The organism is Actinomyces sp. 2119, from assembly GCF_003591215.1.
Taxonomy (GTDB): Bacteria; Actinomycetota; Actinomycetes; order Actinomycetales; family Actinomycetaceae; genus Actinomyces; species Actinomyces lilanjuaniae.
Genome location: NZ_QYRR01000003.1, coordinates 124,369 through 141,798, shown reverse-complemented (window position 1 = coordinate 141,798; position 17,430 = coordinate 124,369). Strand labels below are relative to the sequence as shown.

At 70.3% G+C, this 17,430-nt stretch carries 11 protein-coding genes; 8 read left to right on the top strand and 3 right to left on the bottom strand.

Annotation, left to right across the window (positions count from 1 at the left end):
- Positions 1–3: 3 nt before the first annotated feature.
- Both treC and D4740_RS04400 read left to right on the top strand, forming a co-directional pair.
- On the top strand, positions 4–1,698 hold the full coding sequence (gene treC, locus D4740_RS04405; RefSeq protein ID WP_119835735.1) for an alpha,alpha-phosphotrehalase: 1,695 nt from the start codon (positions 4–6) through the stop codon (positions 1,696–1,698).
- Between the two features lie 165 nt (positions 1,699–1,863).
- Complete coding sequence (locus D4740_RS04400) at positions 1,864–3,963, top strand: PTS glucose transporter subunit IIABC (RefSeq protein WP_119835734.1); 2,100 nt, start codon at positions 1,864–1,866, stop codon at positions 3,961–3,963.
- A gap of 93 nt (positions 3,964–4,056) precedes the next feature.
- On the opposite strand, the gene D4740_RS04395 is transcribed toward D4740_RS04400, so the two are convergent.
- Positions 4,057–4,779, bottom strand: coding sequence for a UTRA domain-containing protein (locus D4740_RS04395; RefSeq protein ID WP_119835733.1), 723 nt, complete (start codon positions 4,777–4,779; stop codon positions 4,057–4,059).
- Between the two features lie 292 nt (positions 4,780–5,071).
- On the opposite strand from D4740_RS04395, the gene ndk reads away from it, so the two are divergent.
- Together ndk and D4740_RS04385 are read left to right on the top strand one after the other, a co-directional pair.
- A complete protein-coding gene (ndk, locus tag D4740_RS04390; protein WP_119835732.1) occupies positions 5,072–5,551 on the top strand; it encodes a nucleoside-diphosphate kinase in 480 nt (159 codons plus the stop codon).
- A gap of 124 nt (positions 5,552–5,675) precedes the next feature.
- Positions 5,676–6,914 (top strand): MFS transporter, encoded by a 1,239-nt coding sequence (locus tag D4740_RS04385; RefSeq protein WP_119835731.1) that lies wholly within the window; start codon positions 5,676–5,678, stop codon positions 6,912–6,914.
- Here the strand turns inward: D4740_RS04385 and D4740_RS04380 are convergent.
- Together D4740_RS04380 and D4740_RS04375 are read right to left on the bottom strand one after the other, a co-directional pair.
- Positions 6,886–8,163: an ABC transporter permease gene (locus D4740_RS04380; protein WP_119835730.1), complete on the bottom strand. Its 1,278-nt coding sequence runs from the start codon at positions 8,161–8,163 to the stop codon at positions 6,886–6,888. The genes D4740_RS04385 and D4740_RS04380 overlap by 29 nt on opposite strands.
- Positions 8,160–9,242 (bottom strand): ABC transporter ATP-binding protein, encoded by a 1,083-nt coding sequence (locus D4740_RS04375; RefSeq protein WP_119835729.1) that lies wholly within the window; start codon positions 9,240–9,242, stop codon positions 8,160–8,162. Before D4740_RS04375 ends, D4740_RS04380 begins: the two co-directional genes overlap by 4 nt.
- Before the next feature lie 209 nt (positions 9,243–9,451).
- Between D4740_RS04375 and D4740_RS04370 the strand changes: the two genes are divergently transcribed.
- From D4740_RS04370 to ffh, 4 genes are all read left to right on the top strand, one after another.
- Entirely contained in the window at positions 9,452–13,411 is a 3,960-nt protein-coding gene (locus D4740_RS04370) for an AAA family ATPase (RefSeq protein ID WP_119835924.1), read from the top strand.
- A gap of 229 nt (positions 13,412–13,640) precedes the next feature.
- Positions 13,641–14,024 carry a hypothetical protein gene (locus D4740_RS04365; RefSeq protein WP_243106947.1) on the top strand — a complete coding sequence of 128 codons (384 nt, stop codon included), beginning with the start codon at positions 13,641–13,643 and terminating at the stop codon, positions 14,022–14,024.
- Between the two features lie 252 nt (positions 14,025–14,276).
- The gene (gene ftsY / locus D4740_RS04360; RefSeq protein ID WP_119835728.1) at positions 14,277–15,476 is read left to right on the top strand and encodes a signal recognition particle-docking protein FtsY; all 1,200 of its coding nucleotides are present in this window, start codon (positions 14,277–14,279) and stop codon (positions 15,474–15,476) included.
- 252 nt (positions 15,477–15,728) lie between these two features.
- The gene (gene ffh, locus D4740_RS04355) at positions 15,729–17,405 is read left to right on the top strand and encodes a signal recognition particle protein (protein ID WP_119835727.1); all 1,677 of its coding nucleotides are present in this window, start codon (positions 15,729–15,731) and stop codon (positions 17,403–17,405) included.
- The last annotated feature ends 25 nt before the right edge of the window (positions 17,406–17,430 follow it).

Below are 17,430 nucleotides of genomic sequence, written 5' to 3'. Positions count from 1 at the left end.
CTCATGTCCTTCCACGACAGCGTCGTCTACCAGGTCTACCCCCGGTCCTTCCGTGACTCCACCGGCAACGGCGTCGGTGACCTGCGGGGTGTCATCGAGAAGGTCCCCTACATCGCCTCCCTGGGTGTGGACCACGTCTGGCTCAACCCCTTCTTCCCCTCGCCCGGCCGGGACAACGGCTACGACGTGTCCGACTACCGGGCCGTCGACCCGGCCATGGGAACCATGGAGGACTTCGAGGAGCTTGTCGAGGCCCTGGGCGGGCACGGTATCGGCGTCATGGTGGACATGGTGCTCAACCACACCTCCACCGAGCACGAGTGGTTCCGCCGGGCACTGGAGGGGGACAAGCACTACCAGGACTACTACATCTTGCGGCCCGCCCGCGCCGACGGTGCCCTGCCCACGAACTGGGTCTCCAAGTTCGGCGGCCCGGCCTGGGCGCCCTTTGGGGACACCGGACTGTACTACCTGCACCTGTATGACCTCACGCAGGCGGACCTCAACTGGCGCAACCCCGCGGTGCGCGCCGAGGTGGCTGACATCGTCAACTTCTGGAGGGGCAAGGGGGTCAGGGGCTTCCGGTTCGACGTCATCAACGTCATCGGCAAGAGCGAGGTGCTTCTGGACGCCCCGCCCGGTACGGACGACCGGGCCATGTACACCGACGGCCCCGACGTCCACACTTACCTGCGCGAGCTCGCCGCCGCCAGCTTCGGGCGTGACCCGGGTACCGTGACGGTGGGGGAGATGTCCTCCACCAGCATCGAGGCCTGCGTGGGCTACTCCGACCCCGCCAATCACGAGCTGGACATGGTCTTCAGCTTCCACCACCTCAAGGTTGACTACGCCGAGGGCCAGAAGTGGACCACCATGGACTTCGACCTGCCCGCCCTCAAGCGGGTCCTCAACGACTGGGCGGTGGGCATGCAGGCCGGAGGCGGGTGGAACGCCCTGTTCTGGAACAACCACGACCAGCCCCGCGCGCTCAACCGCTTCGCCGACCCCGGGCGCTACCGCGTCGAGTCCGCCACCATGCTGGCCACCGTCATCCACCTCATGCGCGGAACCCCCTACGTCTACATGGGTGAGGAGATCGGCATGACCGACCCCGCCTACACCAGCATCGGTGACTACGTCGACGTCGAGGCCCTCAACGCCTACCAGGAGCTCCTCACCCAGGGGCTGACGCAGGAGGAGGCCTTCGACGTGGTGCGTGCCAAGGCCCGGGACAACGCCCGCACACCCATGCAGTGGGAGCCTGGGCCGGGGGCAGGGTTCACCCGCGGCACCCCCTGGCTGCGCCCCGCCAACCAGGACCAGGTCAGTGTGGAGGCCGAGGAGAGGCAGGGAAGGATCCTGCCCTACTACCGGCGTCTTATCGCCCTGCGCAAGCAGTACCCGGTCGTCTCCGAGGGCAGCTACGAGCCCTACGCCCTGGACCACCCTGACGTCCTGGCCTACCAGCGCCACCACGAGGGGCAGCACCTGCTCGTGCTGTGCAGCTTCCGCGCCTACGAGACCACGATCGAGGTCCCGGCCGACTTCCAGGACAGCCGGGTGCTCGTCTCCAACTACGATGACGAGCCGACCTGGCTGGCCAGTGACGGCGCAGACGTGGCGGTCAGATTGAGGCCCTACCAGGCGCTGGCGCTGCTGGTCTCCTGCCCTGTCAGGTCCTCCCTCCAGACAGACTGAGACGGTGGCGCCACCGCGACTGCCGCCGCCCGCCCCGCCGTCGCCCATGACCCGTTTCTTTAACTGTTTTTATCCCTATCTGCCTCTCATGACGCTTCCGGTCCGAGCTGACCCGCTGCCCTGAGGGCAGAGCCTCACGCAGGAAACAACACAGAAAGGTGCCTTGTGTCCAACGACGAGAATGAGCCAGGGGCCAAGATCGTCTCACCCGTAGCTGGTGAGGTGATTGACCTGGCCGACGTCCCCGATCCCGTCTTCTCCGCCCGCACCGTCGGCGACGGTTTCGGCGTCCGGCCGCCGTCTGCCTGCGACCCCTCCCTGATGATGGTGGCTGCTCCCGTGAGCGGGACGGTGACCATGGTGGCTACCACCAGTCATGCTATCGGCCTGATAACCCCCCAGGGGCTTGAGGTGCTCCTCCACCTGGGGGTTGACACGGTAGAGCTGGAGGGCAGGCCTTTTGACCTCAGTGTCGAGGTGGGTGAGAAGGTTGAGGCCGGCCAGCCTCTGGGGACGATGGACCTGGAGGTCATCCAGGCGGCTGGTAAGGACGCCACAGCGATCCTGGTGGTCACCAACACCGCCCAGAGGCTGGAGTCCCTAAGCGTCAGCCTGGGAAGCGCCCCGGTGGGCCAGGAGGTCGCCACGGCCGTCCTTACCCGGGACACGCAGGAGCAGGGCCGGGCTGGCGGTGCTGCCGCCCCTTCCGCCGTGGCCCCGCGCGAGGGTGGCGCGGCACCTGGTGGCCAGGAACTCAGCGGCTACGACGCCACGGCCCACGGCATCATCGCCGGTGTCGGCGGGGCGGACAACATCCGCTCCGTCATCCACTGCATCACCCGGGTGCGCTTCTACCTCAAGGACCAGTCCCTGGCCGACGACGCGGCCGTAACCGGTACCGAGGGCGTCATCGACGTCGTCAAGGCGGGTGGTCAGTACCAGGTCGTCATCGGGCCTGCCGTCGGGGAGGTCTACGAGGCGGTTGTCAGACAGCTGCCCCAGGGGGCTGGCGGGGGTGAGACCTCCGCCGAGGAGCAGGAGGAGGTGGAGCGGCCCACCACCCTGGTCGGCTGGGTCCGCTTCGGCTTCAGCTCGCTCATCGGCGTCATCACCGGCTCCATGATTCCCGTCATTGGCCTGCTGGCTGCCTCCGGCATCCTCAAGGGGATCCTGGCCCTGCTCACGCAGTTCGACCTGGTGGAGGACGGAAGCCCCACCTACACCATCATCAACGCGATGTCGGACTCGATGTTCTACTTCCTGCCCATCATCGTCGGCTTTACCGCTGCCCGGCGACTGGGATCGGACCCGATCGTGGTGGCCATCATCGGAGGCGTCCTGTGCTACCCCTCCATCGTGGAGATGGCCAGTCCTGACGCCGAGGGCTACGAGGTGACCGCCAGCATCGGCCGCACGGTGTTCAACGCCGACTTCTTCGGGATCCCAGTGGCCCTGCCTGAGGGCAACGCCTACAGCTACTCGATCTTCCCCGTCATCGTCGCCGCCTGGCTGGCCGCCCGGATCGAGCCTCTGCTCAAGAAGTACATCCCGGTGGTGCTGCGCTCGATCTTCGCCCCGCTCATTGAGGTCTTCGTGGTCTCAGCCCTCATCCTGGTGGTCTTCGGCCCGGTGGTCATGTTTGCCTCCGGCGGTATCGCCTCCGCGATCAACGCGGTCCTGGACCTGAGCTTCCCGTTGGCGGGCCTGGTCATCGGCGGCTTCTACCAGTGCCTGGTCATCTTCGGGCTGCACTGGGCCGTCATCCCGCTCATCTCCTCTGAGATCGCCGCCACCGGCAGCTCTGCGCTCAACGCCATCGTGTCAACCACTATGATTGCCCAGGGCGGCGGCGCGCTGGCCATCTGGGTGAGGAGCCGCAACGCGCGTATCCGGACCCTGGCCGGGCCCGCGACCATCTCCGCCTTCTGCGGCATCACCGAGCCCGCGATGTACGGCCTCAACCTCAAGTACGGCCGGGTGTTCCTCACCGCCTCGCTGGGCGGGGCGGTCGGCGGGCTGCTGACCGGGCTGCTCGACGTCAACATGTACGGGTTCACCGGGGCCTTCGTCGGCTTCCCGTCCTTCGTCAACCCCGAGGGCATGGACTCCGGTTTCACCGGCTACTGGATCGCCTCTCTGGCGGCTCTGGTGGTGTCCTTCACCTGCACCTACTTCTTCGGCTACACCGACGCCGACGCCGACAAGGGCCGTGAGGTTAGGAAGGTCCGGCTGGGCAGGCGCGAGCCAGTGGCCTCCTCGTCGTAGCTTCCTCTGCCGTAGCGCGCCGCCTCCTTGTCACCGCGTCACCGTACGCGCCTGCGCCTGCCCTGGGCCGTCCCGGTCCCCGGACCATTCGTCTCAGGGCAGGCGCAGCGCGCTGCCGTGGAACTCGAAGCCTGCCGGGGCGTGGCGTGAGCAGGAGTACTCGAACATGAGCCCGGAGGAGTCAAAGGTGGCGCTGGAGACCACGGCTACGCACCCCATGTCCTCCAGGTCCAGGCGGGCGCGGTCCTCCTGCGTGGCCCTCTCCACAGTGACCGTGCGTGAGGCGCTGACGACCCGCACGCCCAGGACGTCCTCCAGGTAGGAGTAGATCGAGGTCTCCACGACCTCACGGGTTAGCACCGGTACCACCGAGGTCAGCAGCCAGGAGGTGTCCAGGATGAGCGGGCGGCCGTCCAGCAGGCGCAGACGGTGGACCCGCAGGACCGGGGTGCCCGCCTTCAGCCCGGAGCGCTCGGACAAGGGCTGGTCCACAGTGGTGGGCTCCAGGCTGAGCATGACCGTGCGCAGGTCCACCTCGTTGCGCGCAGCTGCCTCCGGCAGGGACTCGATACCGCCCAGCAGGAAGGTGGAGGTCGGCCTGCGCTGGTAGATCACCTGGCTGCCACTGCCCTGTACGGCCTGTACGTAGCCGCGTGAGGCCAGCAGGGCCAGGGCCTTGCGCACGGTGTTGCGTGAGCAGCCGAACTCGGCCGCCAGGGTGTGCTCCGAGGGGAGCCGGTCGCGGAAGGCGTAGCGGCCCTCCTCGATCTGGGAGCGCAGGACCTGGACGATCTGGTCGTACTTGGCCTGGGCCACGGCGAGTGTGTTCCTTCCTGTGCCTGGCTGCGGCACGTGGGTGCTGCGGCCCTGGCTACGGGCCTGCGGACCAGCCGTGCCGAGGGCCTCGGCTGAGGGCCTCAATCTAGCAAGCCGACGGGCAGCTCAGCGCGTGTGGTCTGTCCGGTGCGTGTACTGCGCTACGTTCCTGCAGCCTGGCTCGCAGGGCGGGCTTGCCCCGACGGCGACCTCCTGTGAGAATCGCACCGATCCCGTCCACGGTCCTGTCCGCGCGCCGCGTGAGGACCACGCTGCACAGGAAGGCCTACCCTTGCCCACCACACCCCACTCGCAGACCCAGCCCCAGGACCGGCCGCAGGCCCGCTCCACCGGGGAGCGCGTCCTTGTCCTCATCAAGCCTGACGCTGTTCAGCGCCGTCTCACCGGTGAGATCCTGCGGCGCATTGAGGCCAAGGGCTACGAGCTGGTGGCCCTGCGGGTCCTGACCCCCGACGCGGCCACGCTGGCCGCACACTACGCCGAGCACGTGACCAAGCCCTTCTACCCCGGGGTGGTGGACTACATGACCTCCGGCCCGGTCGTGGCCGCAGTCGTGGCGGGGCAGCGCGTGGTGGAGGGGGTGCGCTCCCTCATGGGTGCTACCGACCCCACGACGGCCGCTCCCGGCACCATCCGGGGGGACCTGGGACGTGACTGGGGGACCTCAGCCATCCAGAACCTGGTGCACGGCTCGGACAGCGCCGAGTCGGCCGCCCGCGAGATCGCCATCTGGTTCCCTGAGCTGACGTGACCAGGCCTGCTGGCCAGGTGCTGGTGAGGGTGTGGACAAGGTAGACAGAAGGTAGTCGCCAGTCACTGCTGTTCCGTCCGGGAGCGGCGACGTTCCTGAAGCTGCAGGGCGGTCGGAGGTGCTGATGCCAGCGTCACGTCGTGTCGTCGTGTCCAGCCTGTGGCTGGTATTCCTTGTCAATGGGGCCGTGCTTGCCAGCTGGGCCCCGCGTATCCCCGACGTCAGGCAGCGCCTAGGGCTGTCCGACGCCGACCTCGGTGTCGCGCTGCTGGGCGTGGCCCTGGGCGCCGTGCCAGCCATGCTCGTCACCGCGCGCCTGGTGGGGCGTGTCAGCGACGTGGCCGTGTGCGCGGTGGCCGCGCTGGTGTTCCCCGCTGCCCTCCCGCTCATCGACGTGGTCACGGGCCTGCCCGGCCTCATGGCGGTGCTCATGCTCCTGGGCGCGGCCAGCGGCTGCCTCGACATCGCGATGAACACCCTGGCGGTGCGCCTGCAGGTGCTGTGGCGCACGCGGGTCCTGGGGCGCCTCCACGGCGCCTACAGCCTGGGTGTCCTGGCGGCTACGGCCGCCGCTGCCGTAGCGACCTACCTGGGCCTCAGCGTCGGCCGCCACTTCGTGGCCGTGAGCGCCACCCTGCTCCTGGCCGCCGCCAGCGCCTCAGTGGTTCTCCTCACCCGGGCACCCCGCACGGCGCCGACGCGCTCGTCCTCGGAGGAGCGGGCGGGCTCGGTCGGCTCAGGGGACGCGAAGCCCGGCCCGCCCAGGCGGGGGCAGCTGGCCGTCCCCGGGCTGACCCTGGGCGTCGGTGTCATCGCCGTAGGAGGCTTCCTGCTGGAGGGGCTCCTCACCGACTGGTCAGCCCTCCTGCTGCGCCGCGACCTAGGTGCACAGCCCACGCTGGCGGCCTCCGTGCTGTCAATGTTCAGCGTGGCGATGTTCGTCTCCCGGTCACTCAGCGACGCCCTCCTGCGACGGGTGGAGGAGGCCACACTGCTGCGTGCCGCTGCGGTGCTCCTCGCCCTGGCGGTCCCGACCGGTCTCGCCACGGGCTCGGTGCCTGCCACCGTGGTCGGCGTGGTGGTCACCGGAGCGTGCGTCGGCCCCCTGTTCCCGCTGGCGCTAGCGCAGGCGGGCCGGGTGGCAGCGCACAACGCCGCTGGGGTCGCCGGGGTCGCCGGAGTCACTGCCCGCCTGAGCGTGGTGGGCTACGCGGCCCACCTGGGTGGTCCCGTACTCATCGGCTTCGCTGCCGAGGGGGTTGGCCTGCCCACCACCGTCACGGCGGTGGTGGTGGCGACCGCCGTCCTGCTGGCCCTGACCACCCTGCCCCGCCTCAGGACCTCCGACTCAGGACCTCCCTGAGGGGGACACGTGCGCCTGTCCGCGTCACCGCACGGGTGTAGACCCTGCCTGAGAGTGCGACGAGCAGCGGCAGGGCTACCAGGGACAGGGCCAGGGCGACACTCTGCTCCACCGTGCTGGACACGCCCAGGACCAGCCGTGCGGGCATGAGGAAGGGGGACAGGACCGGCAGGTAGGACAGCACCCGGTACACCACCATCTGGGGGTCGCCGATCGCCATGAGGATGGACACACCGTAGGGCACTGCGAGGAGCATGGCCAGCGGTGCCGTCACGGTTCCCGCGTCCTCCTGCCGGCTCACGAGGGAGGCCGCCGCGCCGAAGAGCACGGAGACGGTGGCGTAACCGACCAGCATCCACCCGAGCATGGCCAGGAAGGTGGTGTCCAGGTCGAGGTCGGCCTCCGGCATGATCCCGGTGGCGTTGGCAGTGAGCACCGCCGCGCCCCCCAGGAGCGCGCTGGACAGCAGCAGCCACGTCCCAGTGCCCAGGACCTTGCCTGCCAGCAGGGAGGAGGGGCGCACGCAGGCCAGGAGGATCTCCACGATACGGCTGGACTTCTCCTCCACCACGCTCATGGCGATGACCTGGCCGCCTCCCATGATGACGAGGAACAGCAGGACGTCCATGGCCAGGAGGACGGTGTACCTGGTGAAGAAGTCCTCCGCGTCGCTCTGCGGGGGGTCCAGGGCGACCACCTCTGGGGAGGCCTGCTCCAGGACCTGGCCCAGGGAGGAGGGGTCGCCCCCTAGCGAGGTGACCTGGCTGGCCAGGGCCTGCTGCTGGAGCAGGGACGTCAGCGCCGCCGAGACGGCCTCGTCGGCCTCCTCGGCCACGAGCAGACGTGGTGAGGTCCCGGTGGTATCGACCACCATGTCGACCCGCACGTCCTGCGGGGCGTCGGAGTCCAGGGCAGTGGTCGGCTCAGCGCCCTGGAGGTTGACGATGCTGACTGGCTGCCCTGCGGAGTCCACTACCTGGTCCAGGCCGGTGAGCTCCTGGGGGCCGGCGACCGCGACCCGGTAGGGCTGGGTCTCGCCCCCGCTGAGGTGGGCGTAGGCCAGGATGCCGCCCACGACAAGGACCAGCATGACCAGGGTGGAGATGATGGTCGCCCGGTTCACTGCCTGGGTACGCAGCTCACGAGCGGCTACCAGCCGGATCTCCTCCCACCGGCTCAGGTGCGGGGACTCCTGAGAGCCCTGGGACCCCCGAGGCGTGGGGCGTGTGGGGCCAGCCGGGCTGCTCATGCGCGCGCCTCCTTGGCACGTGGGGTCCTGTTGTGCACGGGGTCGTCCGTGTCGTCATCGGTGCCGTCGTCGGCTGTCAGGGAGTCCTGGAAGACCTCAGTCAGGGATCGTCGCACCGCCCCCAGCTCGTGCACGGTGCCAATCCGCTGGGCGGCGGCCAGCAGCGGCTGCTCGTCCGCACCGCCTGCGGTGATGACGAGGCGGCCACTCGCCTCAGCCAGTGTGTAGGGCTGAGTAGTGGGAACCGCGGGAGAGCCCGTGGCGGCAGCAGCCGTGCTGTCTGCGCTGCCTGTGCCGACGGCGCCGTCTGCAGCGCTGACGCAGACCTCGGGCAGGCCCGCCAGCGCCTGGTCGAGCGCCGTCTGGGCCTCCTCGCTGTCGGGGCGGTCCGGCGTGACCACGACCCGCCAGCGTCGCCCGGAGCCGACCTGGAGCTGGGGCACGGTCCCCTCGGCGAGGACCCGGCCCGAGCGGATGACGACGACACGGTCGCACAGGCGCTCGACGACGTCGAGCTGGTGGGAGGAGAAGAGCGTGGGTACGCCCTCCTGGGCGCGCTGGCGCAGCACCTCGCTCATGACGGTGACCGCCACCGGGTCCAGCCCGGAGAAGGGCTCGTCCAGGATGAGCAGCTGCGGGTCGGAGACCAGGGCGGCAGCCAGCTGGACACGCTGCTGGTTACCCAGGGAGAGCCTCTGGACCTCCTCGCCCCGGCGCTCAGCCAGCCCCAGGCGGTCGGTCCAGTGGTGCACTGCCGTCCTCGCCTGTGCGGCACCCAGCCCGTGGAGGCGAGCCAGGTAGGACAGCTGGTGGGTGACCCTCATCCGGGGGTAGAGGCCGCGCTCCTCGGGCATGTAGCCGATGCAGCGGCGCACGGCCGCGTCCACGGGAGCCCCCTTCCAGGTCAGGGTTCCCGAGTCGGCGGTGAGCACGCCCATAATGATGCGCATGGTGGTGGACTTGCCCGCGCCGTTGGCGCCGACAAACCCGACGATCTCCCCTTGGGCCAGGTGCAGGGAGAGGTCGTCGAGGGCCTGGAGCCGTCCGAATCGCTTGGACAGGCGGGACACTGAGAGCACGGGTCTCCTCAGGGCAGGGGCAGGGCTCGCTCAGGGCAGGTGAGGCAGCCGCTGGCGGGAGCGGTAACGGCGGCATATCCTAGCGTATCGGGGGACGGGGCGGGACACCGGGCCTGCCGCACCGTCAGGCTCGTTCAGGCTCGTGCTGCCGGGCCGACTTGGCCGCGGCGTGGAGCGGTACCGTGGCTGCTGGCCGCTATCGTGGGGCCGTGCACCTGAAGACGTTGACGATCAAGGGTTTCAAGTCCTTTGCCTCGTCGACGACCCTGCGTCTGGAGCCTGGTATCACCGCGGTCGTCGGCCCCAACGGCTCGGGAAAGTCCAATGTCGTCGACGCCCTGACCTGGGTCATGGGAGAGCAGGGGGCCAAGAACCTGCGCGGGGGCTCCATGGCCGACGTCATCTTTGCCGGCGCCGGCTCGCGCCCGGCCCTGGGCCGGGCCGAGGTGTCGCTGACCATCGACAACACCGACGGCGCCCTGCCCATCGACTACACCGAGGTGACGATCAGCCGTACCCTGTTTCGCGGAGGGGGCTCGGAGTACCGGATCAACGGCACTTCCTGCCGGCTGCTCGACGTTACCGAGCTGCTCTCCGACACCGGTCTGGGCCGCCAGATGCACTCCGTGGTGGGGCAGGGCCAGCTCGACGCCGTCCTGACCGCCACGCCTGAGGACCGTCGTGGATTCATCGAGGAGGCTGCCGGGGTCCTCAAGCACCGACGGCGCAAGGAGCGTGCCCTGCGCAAGCTGGAGGCCATGCAGGCCGACATGGCCCGTGTCTCCGACCTGGCCCAGGAGCTGCGCCGCCAGCTCGCGCCCCTGGCGAGGCAGGCTGCTGTCGCCCGCAGGGCACAGGTCATCCAGGCGGAGGTCCGTGACGCCACGGCACGGCTCCTGGCTGATGACGTCGTCCAGGTCCAGGCGCTCCTGGGCTCGGGGGAGGAGGATTCCGCCGCCCTGGCGCGGCGCAGCCGCGAGGTGGACGAGGCGGAGACGACGGCCCGCTCCCGCCTGGAGGAGCTCGCCCGGCTGGAGGTCACCTCCGTGGAGAGGCTGTCTCAGGCCACGGACCTGTGGGAGGAGCTCACCCGGGTGGGGCAGTCGCTCACGGCGCTGGCTGAGGTCGCTGCCGAGCGGGTACGGCTGCTGGCCTCGGTCCCGGCACCGGTGCGCGGGACCGACCCCGACGAGCTCGACCGCCGTGCCCAGGCCGCGGCGAGGCAGGAGGAGGCGCTGGCCGAGTCCGTCGAGGCCGCCCGCTGCGTCCTGGACGAGGCCGTCCAGGAGCGGACCGAGGCGGAGAAGGCGCAGGAGGAGGCGGACAGGACGCTGGCCGCCCTGCAGCACGAGCAGGCTGAGCGCCGGGAGCGAGTGGCTCGTGCCGGGGGTCGGGTGGCCTCAGCCCGCAGCAGGTACGAGGCCTCCCTGGCTGCGGTGGAGCAGGCTCGAACCGCCCTGTCCGAGGCCCAGGAGAGGCAGGACCAGGCGCGGGCAGGGCTTGACGGCCTGGCTGAGGCGGGCGGCCACCCCGGGCAGGCTGGCCGGTCAGCCGAGGACGGTGCAGCCGAGGCGGAGGAGACGGGCTCCGCCCAGGCGGCTGCCGCGCACGAGCGGGCCACCCAGGTGCTGTCTCAGGCCCGTGACGCGGTCCTGGCCGCCGCTGACGCCCGTCGTGAGGCGGCGTCGAAGCACGCTACCTGGGTCTCGCGGCGAGACACCCTGGCCCTGTCCCTGCGTAGCCAGGACGGTACCGCGGCCCTGCTGGAGGACCAGCCTGGCGGTGTGCTGGGAGCCCTGAGGCAGTACATGAGCGTGCGCCGCGGCTGGGAGAACGCCGTGACCGGCCTGCTGCGCGGGCTGGCTGAGGCTGGGCTCGCTGCCGACGCCGACGCTGCGCTGCGAGCCCTGGAGCACGCCCGGGACCGGGACGCAGGACCGGTACGGCTGGTCGTGGCCCGGGCTCCCCAGGTCGGGTCGGCAGGGCCTGACGACGCGCCGTCGCCAGGAGGCAGCGCCCCAGACGCTGGTGCCCGCGACGGCGGTCCTCCCGACCCAGGGCCGGGGGCTCCTGGTGGCCCTGACGCCCTGGACGCCGACAGCCGTGAGGCGGCGCCTGCGGCGGGGGCGGTCCGGGCCTCGAGCCTGGTGACAGTAAGGCTGCCAGGGCTCCATGGCGTGATGGACAGGCTCCTGGGCGAGGCCTGGGTGGTGGAGGACCTGGGGGCTGCCCGCCGCCTGCGCCAGGCGCGGCCGGACACTGTCGTCGCGACCCGGGCGGGTGAGGTCCTGGCACCCGGATGGGTGGCCGGACCGGGGCGCGCCTCCTCCTCCGTCCTAGAGCTGGCTGCGGCCTACGAGGAGGCCAGGGACGCGGCCCAGGCCGCCCAGGAGGAGGAGTCCCGGGCTGACACTGCTCTTGAGGACGCCCGTCATCAGGAGGAGGTCGCCCGCCGTGCAGTCTCCGAGGCCCTGGACACCCTGCGCCGCGCCGACGCCGAGGCGGCGCGGCAGGCGCAGGCCGTTGCTCGCCTGACCTCGGCGGTCCAGGCCGCGACACAGGAGACCCAGCGTGCTCAGCGACTCCTGGAGCGCGCGGAGGAGGAGGCGGCTCGACACGCTGCCGAGCTGGCCGCGGCCACGACAGCACTGGCTGAGTTCGAGGAGGCCCAGGACAGCCGGGCCACCGGGGCAGACAGGCAAGGGGGGCGACATACCGGAGAGGAGGCTGAGCTGGGGCAGGGCGCTCACGACGTCCTTGAGCAGGCCCGGACCCGCTGCGACCAGGCCCGGGCACAGGCCCGCCAGGCCCGCCAGGACGAGACGGAGGCCAGGCTGGCTCTGCGCACGGCCGAGGAGCGTGACCGCTCCGTGCGGGGACGGGCCGACTCCCTGCGTGCCGCCGCCCGGCGCGAGCGTGAGCAGCGGGAGGAAGCCCGCCGGGCGGCAAAGGCCCGGGCCGCTCGCCTGGAGGTGGCGACCGTGGTGCGGGACCGGGCGCGGGAGGCTGCCCGGGTGGCCCAGGTCGGTACCGAGGAGGCCTCCGCACGTCGTGCCGCTGTCGAGGCCGAGCGGGAGCAGGCCCGCAGCGCTGCCGACGCGGTGCGTGAGGAGATCGACTCCCTGGTCCGGGAGCGGACCCGGCTCAGCGACGCCACCCACCGTGAGGAGGTCGCCCGTGCTGAACGGCGCACGCGCCTGGAGGCGCTGGCGGACAAGGCCATGAAGGACCTTGGCCTCGAGCTCGAGACGCTGGTGGAGGGCTACGGTCCCCACGTGCTGGTGCCCGACCTGTCCGACACGGCAGACCCCGGTGCTGACGCGGGTCCTGACGGCGCTGAGGACGGTGAGGACCTCGACGACAGGCGGCGTGCACACCTGGTCGGCCAGGAGCGGTCGGACGGGGCGGGCAGACCCTACGTGCGCGCCGAGCAGGAGAGACGTCTGGCCCAGGCATCCCGGGACCTGGCACGGCTGGGCAAGGTCAACCCCCTGGCGCTGGAGGAGCACGCCGCCCTGGAGCAGCGCCACCAGTTCATCGCGGAGCAGCTGGCGGACCTCAAGCGCTCCCGGGACGACCTGCTCAGCATCGTGGAGGAGATCGACGCCCGTGTCCGGGAGGTGTTCACCAGCGCCTTCAGGGACACCGCCCGGGAGTTCGCCACGGTCTTTGACCGGCTGTTTCCCGGCGGGGAGGGGCGGCTGGTGCTCACTGATCCCGACGACATGCTCGCCACGGGTGTCGAGATCGAGGCCCGGCCTGCGGGCAAGAAGGTCAGGCGCCTGTCCCTGCTGTCCGGTGGCGAGCGCTCCCTGGCGGCGGTAGCGCTGCTGATCGCGATCTTCAGGGCACGACCCTCACCGTTCTACGTCCTGGACGAGGTGGAGGCCGCCCTGGACGACACCAACCTGGGCAGGCTTCTGGAGATCATCACCGAGCTGCGGGCCTCCAGCCAGCTGATCATTATCACCCACCAGAAGCGCACTATGGAGGTGGCCGACGCCCTGTACGGAATCACCATGCGCGAGGGGATCACCAAGGCCGTCTCCCAGCGCCTGGCCAAAGGTGGTGAGCGCGGCGGGAGCCGTAGCAAGGAGCACGGGGAGGTAGGCGGGCGCAGCGGCGACCTGGGAGGTGACCGCCGTGGTCCCCACGACGGCGGCGGCTGAGGAGCCTCGACGGCGCTCGCCCTTGGCCAGGTCTCCGGTCAGCCCTCTTTGTCACGGCGTATGGATGGGCGGCTTGACGGACCCCGGGCGACAATGCCCGTCAGGGCGGCGAGGACTGCCGGATTCCCTCAACATCGATATCAGAGATTGATCAGGATCCACTGTATGATTGATGACATCGCCACGATAGGGCTTGGGTTTTTCGTCCCGCCGGTGCAGAATCAGGTCCATGGGTGTCATGATTGTTCCACTGGCCGTCGTCCTGGTTGCCGCGCTGCTCGTCCTGGGCGTGGTGATCGCTGACCGCTACCCTGTGCGCTCCTGGCCGCAGCGGGTACGCGGACTTGTGCAGGATGCTCGTGAGGAGGAGCCTGGCGTGGAGGTCGTCGCGCAGGAGGCCCACCTCTCTGAGCTGATGACCCGTGAGGGCCCTGCCGTCTATACCGGGACCGACTCCTTTCAGGGGCTCGTGGACGTCGTGGAGAAGGCCATGGACTCTGCGGAAAGGGCCAGGGAGAGCGCCGGGAGCAGGGCGCAGGAGCTGGAGGCCAGGCGTCGCCAGACTCGTGCGGCCAAGACCCAGGTCCAGCACAGCGGTCCTATCAACGGCTGAGCAGCACGCGACTAGCGCCGCGGCTGCTGCGGGCCACGCGCCCGCGCATCCTCAGGTGGACGGCCTGGTCCGTCCGTCGGCACCCTTGTCTTGTCACACCTTCCTGAGCGCCCGCCTGGGAGGCTGTTCCCGTCTTCCCTAGCGGGCGTTCAGGCGTGCCATGCCCGGTCGTGCTGTCCCCGCCTACGACGTCAGGCCTAGCAGACGCAGGCAGGCTGAAGCCGGTGCTGGTTGATCAGGCATGATGTGACTATGGACCCTATCTATGTCGTACTTGCCGTCCTCGCCGTCTTCCTGCTTCTTGGCGGCCTGTGGCTCTACACTCGCCGGCGAAGGGGGCGGCTGTCCCAGGACCGGGGCACGCCCTCGCCTCCCGACAGGGATACCGCCCCCACTGAGCGGGGGCAGGAGCCGTCGGGCACGTCGTCGGGCCAGGCTGGGGTGGCACCCCCTGTGGAGGCGCCGGGCGGACCGGGCGGGGTCGCTACGGTGGAGGCCCCGGAGTCCATCCCCGGCCGCATGCAGCGCCTGCGGGCGCGCCTGGCCGGCTCTGGAGGTTTCGGGCGGGCCGTCCTGGCTGTCCTGTCCCGCGGCGACCTCAGTGAGGAGGACTGGGAGGAGATTGAGGACACGCTCCTGACGGCCGACCTGGGCCTCGACGTCACGACCGCCCTCATGGAGGAGCTGCGCACTCAGGCCAGGGTCCTTGACACCACTGACCCGCAGGCCGTCCGGGCAGTCCTTCGGGACCAGCTGCTCACCCTGGTGGACCCCACCCTGGACCGGTCCCTCAGTCTGGACCGTCCGACCCCGGCTGAGGGCTTTGACACCTCCTCAGGCTCTCCGGCCGCAGCCATCCTCATGGTCGGTGTCAACGGCACCGGCAAGACCACCACCTGTGGCAAGCTCGCCCGCGTCCTGGTCGCCCAGGACAAGACCGTCGTCATGGGCGCGGCCGACACCTTCCGGGCTGCCGCTGCCGAGCAGCTGGCGACCTGGGGCGAGCGCGTGGGGGTCGAGGTGGTGCGCTCCCAGCGTGAGGGTGCCGATCCGGCCTCGGTCGCCTTTGACGCCGTGCGGCGCGCGGCCGAGCAGGGCAGCGACGTCGTCGTGGTGGACACGGCGGGACGTCTGCAGAACAAGGCTGGCCTCATGGACGAGCTGGGCAAGATCAAGCGGGTCATGGACCGGGCGGCCCCGGTAGGCGAGGTTCTCCTGGTCCTGGACGCCACGACTGGGCAGAACGGGATGCGCCAGGCCCAGGTCTTCTCCGAGGCCGTGGGTATTACCGGTATCGTGCTGACCAAGCTCGACGGTACCGCCAAGGGCGGGATCGTGGTCACCGTGCAGAAGGAGCTGGGCGTGCCTGTCAAGCTGGTGGGCCTGGGGGAGGGGGCTGACGACCTGGCCCCCTTCGACCCGGAGGGGTTCGTCGACGCCCTGCTGGCCTGAGGCCGGGCTTTCCGGCTGCCCGGACAACAGAAACGTCGTAGGACAACGTGGCACCATGGTGTCCTACGACGTTTCTGTTGCCTAGGCTGCGGCGGGTTCGTGGTCTGCCCGCTATCCTGGTGCGCAGCCAGTCCCGGTCGGCTCCGCGCCCTGGGTGACGTACCTGTGCCTGTGCCTACCTTGTCTTACCTCGGCGGGTGTGCGACCGACAAGCAACGACCCCGGCGCCCGGTGCGCCAGGAAGGACCCCACGTGTTCGGCAATCTCTCCGACCGGCTCACTGCCTCCTTCAGCTCGCTGCGAGGCAAGGGTCGTCTGTCCGAGGCGGACGTCAATGAGACCGTCTCAGAGATCCGACGTGCCCTGCTGGAGGCTGACGTCGCTCTGCCGGTGGTGCGATCCTTCACGGCAGCTGTGCGCCAGAAGGCGACGGACGCGGCTCGGTCCCAGGCGCTCAACCCTGCCCAGCAGGTCGTCAAGATCGTCAACGAGGAGCTGGTCGAGGTCCTGGGTGGCCAGAGCCGGGAGATCCACTGGGCACCCACCGGTCCCACGATCATCATGCTGGCGGGCCTTCAGGGCGCAGGTAAGACCACCCTGGCCGGGAAACTGGGGCGCTGGCTGCGCGACCAGGGCAAACGGGTGCTCCTGGTGGCCTCCGACCTGCAGCGTCCCAACGCCGTCACCCAGCTGAGCGTCGTGGCCCAGCGGGCGGGCGTCCACGTGTGGGCACCTGAGCCGGGCAACGGGGTGGGTGACCCGGTGGCCGTGGCCCGCTCCGGGGTGCAGCGGGCGCGTGAGCAGGGCTACGACGTCGTGGTGGTGGACACCGCTGGGCGCCTGGGCGTGGACGCGGAGATGATGGACCAGGCGGTCCGCATCCGTGACGCCGTGGACCCTCACGAGATCCTCTTCGTCCTGGACGCCATGGTGGGCCAGGACGCGGTCAACACCTCGGTCGCCTTCCGTGACGGCGTGGGCTTCACCGGCGTGGTCCTGTCCAAGCTCGACGGCGACGCCCGCGGCGGTGCCGCCCTGTCGGTGCGGGGGGTGACTGGGGCTCCTGTGCTCTTCTCCTCCACCGGTGAGGGGCTGGGGGACTTCGAGCGCTTCCACGCCGACCGGATGGCCTCACGCATCCTGGACATGGGGGACCTCCTGACCCTCATCGAGCAGGCGGAGCGCACCCTTGACCAGAAGGAGGCCGAGGACGCCGCCGCCAAGCTGGCCTCGGGGACCTTCACCCTGGAGGACTTCCTCTCCCAGCTGCGCCAGATCCGCAGGATGGGATCGATGAAGAAGCTGCTGGGCATGATGCCCGGCATGGGCCAGATGCGCGAGGCCCTGGAGAGCTTTGACGAGCGGGAGGTGGACCGCATCGAGGCGATCGTGTGCTCCATGACCCCCGCGGAGCGCAGGGACCTGTCGATCCTCAACGGCTCACGCCGCTCACGTATCGCCAAGGGCTCAGGTACCACCGTCCAGGCCGTCAACGAGCTGGTGGACCGGTTCGAGGCCGCCAAGAGGATGATGGAGTCCATGGCCGCCAGTGGCGGCGGGGCAGGGGCGCTCGGTGCTGGTGGCCTGCCGGGAGCGGGCGCCATGCCCTCCAGCGGCAAGCACTCCAAGGGCCGCCAGGCCCCCCGTTCCCGTAAGAAGGGCAAGGGCGGGAAGAAGGGGCGCTCCGGCAACCCGGCCAAGGCGGCCCGCCAGGCCAGGGAGGTAGCGGCCAGCAGGTCCCAGGCGGCTCAGGCCGCCCCGGCCGCGGACTCAGCAGGTTCTGCCTTCGGCCTGGGTGGAGGCGCGGCGGGCTCCTACGGGATCATGCCTGAATCTGGCACGCAGGAGGCGGCCAGCGAGCCTGCTGACCCGGCTCAGGCGCTCGCCGCGCTCCCGGAGGACCTGCGCCGCCACATGGGGCTGGGCTGAGTGGAGGCGGGAGTCATATAACCTG